This is a genomic window from Vibrio sp. V10_P2A27P122 (assembly GCF_963874335.1).
Lineage (GTDB): Bacteria > Pseudomonadota > Gammaproteobacteria > Enterobacterales > Vibrionaceae > Vibrio > Vibrio anguillarum.
The window spans coordinates 1-3,286 of sequence record NZ_CAWNHY010000172.1; the positions used below are offsets into that span (position 1 = coordinate 1).

Genomic DNA, 3,286 nt, shown 5'->3' on the forward strand with positions numbered 1-3,286 from the left:
ATTAAGACGAGAATAGTTACCGCCCCTAAACCTATGCCGATGTGAATGGAACGTTGAGCCGATGAAATCGTCTCCTCTACGGTTTGATTGAAATCGACATTACTGGCTTCAACTAACGCTTTAAATTCACTATTTAATTGTTCTAAAAATTCGTTCGACTGTTTTGCTCTGGCAGGTAAAGTCGCAAAATCTGTGCTGCCATCAATAAGTGATGCTGCAATATCAAACGCAATTTCTTGATAGCTATTGAGTAATCTCTTTAGGTTCTCAACGAGAGCCGCGTGTTGAGGTGACACTCTTTTTAAATTATTGAGCTCCTCATTGATTAAGTTTAAGTAGTTTTTAGCGCTGTCCATCAGTTCATCATCACCAGTGCTAACCGCAGTTTGCAGTGCTTGGTCTAGATTTTTTATAGTATTGCGAGCATTAGTTACTGAGCTTAATGCGGGGAAATATTCATCGCGTATCTGCTCAATACTGAGTTGAGTCTGGGTTTGAACTTGGTATTGTTGAAATAAAAATACGGCAAACCCGACAATGGCAATAATAGATAGAATTCCTACCTTATGCTTTATTTTTAATTTATGAGCAATATCCATATTTCCCACCATTCACATCGAGATTATTACGTACTATGTCAATACGTTAGGTATTTTTATCTGTGAAATTAGTATAGTTCAGATTTTTTTAAGTGATGAACGGATGAGAGATAATTTAAGCGAATGGAAATAATTCAAAGAGTTGGTTAAATAAAAAAAAGAGCCAGTAAAACTGGCTCTTTAATCAAGGTGTTTGTGTTTGAGAATTAACGAGTTCCGTACACCACGATAGTTTTACCGTGGGCAGAAATTAAATTCTGCTCTTCGAGCATCTTCAAAATACGTCCCACAGTTTCACGAGAACAGCCTACAATTTGGCCGATCTCTTGACGGGTGATTTTGATTTGCATGCCATCTGGGTGCGTCATTGCATCAGGTTGTTTCGCTAGGTTGAGTAGCGTTTGTGCAATACGACCCGTCACGTCTAGGAAGGCTAAATCACCCACTTTTTGACTGGTGACTTGTAGACGTCGAGAAATTTGTGCAGACAGACGCATTAAGATGTCTGGGTTCACTTGGATAAGCTGACGGAATTTCTTAAATGAAATTTCCGCAACTTCACAAGGAGATTTTGCACGAACCCAAGCAGTACGCTCTTGGTCTTCTTCGAATAGACCAAGTTCACCGATAAAGTCACCTTGGTTTAGGTAAGAGAGGATCATCTCTTTACCTTCTTCGTCTTTAATCAATACCGCTACCGAGCCTTTGACGATGTAGTACAGCGTCTCTGCTTTTTCGCCCGCATGAATCAACGTGCTTTTCGATGGGTATTTATGAATATGACAGTGTGAAAGAAACCACTCTAGTGTTGGATCGGTTTGAGGTTTACCTAGAACCATAATATCTCACTTCCTCTGCAGGGTACGCTTGCCGCTTTCCATATTGTAGCTAAGCCTAAAATAAGCTTACTAGGATAAGAGCACTTTCCAAATGCTGCAAGCTAACTTGTGTTTCGGTTAAGGATAGTATCCTTTTTCAGAAACGATTTCTTGATTTTAATCGTGTCAGTGGCATGATTTTTTACGCAAAACTGTGCACATGATCACGGTATGAAAAGTAACCGTCAACTTGTCCGATCACTTAGCCAATTTTACCTGTTTCAATCAATTGCTGCAGGATCGGTCTGACGATCAATTCCATCGCAAAACTCATCTTGCCACCCGGTACCACAATGGTGTTGTGGCGCGACATAAAAGAGCCATCAATCATGGCGAGCAGATAGGGGAAATCAACATTCTTTATGCCGCGCAGGCGTATCACGACGAAGCTTTCATCCAAACTAGGGATGCCCTTGGCGTTAAGTGGGTTTGAAGTATCAACCGTCGGTACCCGTTGGAAGTTGATGTGAGTTCGTGAGAATTGGGGGGTGATGTAATTGAGGTAATCATCCATCGAACGGACGATGGAATCCATCACCGCTTCACGTGAATGGCCTCGATCACGAGTATCACGCACGTACTTTTGTATCCACTCAAGGTTAACGATTGGTACCATGCCTATCAAAAAATCGACATGCTGTGCGACGTTTACATCGCCATCGACTACACCGCCATGCAGACCTTCGTAAAACATCACATCCGAGTTGTCTGGTAAATCTTGCCAAGGTGTAAAGGTGCCGGGCATTTGATTGTAGGGCACAGCTTCGTCAAAAGAGTGTAGATAGCGGCGAACTTGGCCTGTGCCTAATTTCCCATATTGGCGGAAAAATTCTTCCAATGCAGGAAAATCATTGGCTTGTGGGCCAAAGTAGCTAATGTGCTTCCCTTGTTCGCGCGCTTTACGAATTTCCACATCCATTTCTGGCCGTGTAAAACGATGGAAGCTATCCCCTTCAACCCATGCTGGTTTAATGTTCATCATATTGAACATTTTGCGAAAGGCTTCAGAGGTCGTAGTTGTACCGGCACCGGACGAGCCGGTGACAGCGATAATTGGATGTTTTGCTGACATGACAAACCCTGTCTGTATGTAACGTACTTGTTATCGATGGCTGCAATATAGCACGAAAAGAGTAGATTGTTTTGAGCTGAAATTATTTACGCAATTGAATATCCACACTTTCATGCAACTCAGAATAGACGATGATCGCTTCCCCTGTTGCGAGCTGTTTCTTTATTTGCTCGATTTTTTGCTGCAATGGTACTTCCTGCTCTCCGTAATCAGTACCTTCGCGTAATACAAACGTTTCAATCAAATTATCCAGTGTTTCTGGCGCAATGTGCTGCCAAGGAATAAGCATGACGACCTCTTAAACTGTCATGGAGAAAAGGGTATCGATTTAAAGCGATATGTGATTAATCATGCGTTGCATTGATGGTCAATAGGGTTGCTGTGACGCAGGTTTTCGTAATAGGTTGGAAGTGCTTCTTCGAGCCAAAATTTAGGCTTAAGCGCGCTACCGCTGAGAAAACCGACATGGCCACCTTGGGTAAATAAGCGGTAATGGATATTCTCTGGTAAAGAAAATTTGGGGATCACGGCATCCGTCATAAAGGGATCATCTTGCGCTTGAATGATTTGTAGCGGCACGCGAATTTGTGTCAGCTTTGAAAGGCCTGAGCACTGCTGGTAGTAATCCTGCGCATCTTGAAAACCATGCAAAGGCGCGGTGATGAGATCGTCAAATTCGTAAAGTTTTTTGATGTGTTTAATTTGATGCTTAGAAATACCTAACTCATTATGTAAAA

At 42.2% G+C, this 3,286-nt stretch carries 3 protein-coding genes and 2 pseudogenes; all 5 read right to left on the reverse strand.

Translation table 11 applies throughout. The features are described 5' to 3' along the window. Positions 1-599, reverse strand: a pseudogene (locus AACQ17_RS07905) (methyl-accepting chemotaxis protein); the annotation flags it as partial. 206 nt (positions 600-805) lie between these two features. Then, positions 806-1,438 (reverse strand): cAMP-activated global transcriptional regulator CRP, encoded by a 633-nt coding sequence (gene crp / locus AACQ17_RS07910; protein WP_010318741.1) that lies wholly within the window; start codon positions 1,436-1,438, stop codon positions 806-808. 241 nt (positions 1,439-1,679) lie between these two features. Beyond that, complete coding sequence (locus AACQ17_RS07915; RefSeq protein ID WP_017046747.1) at positions 1,680-2,549, reverse strand: phosphoribulokinase; 870 nt, start codon at positions 2,547-2,549, stop codon at positions 1,680-1,682. Positions 2,550-2,631: 82 nt separating this feature from the next. Beyond that, positions 2,632-2,838 carry a YheU family protein gene (locus tag AACQ17_RS07920; RefSeq protein ID WP_010318743.1) on the reverse strand — a complete coding sequence of 69 codons (207 nt, stop codon included), beginning with the start codon at positions 2,836-2,838 and terminating at the stop codon, positions 2,632-2,634. 59 nt (positions 2,839-2,897) lie between these two features. Next, positions 2,898-3,286 (reverse strand): annotated as a pseudogene (locus AACQ17_RS07925) (hydrolase); the annotation flags it as partial.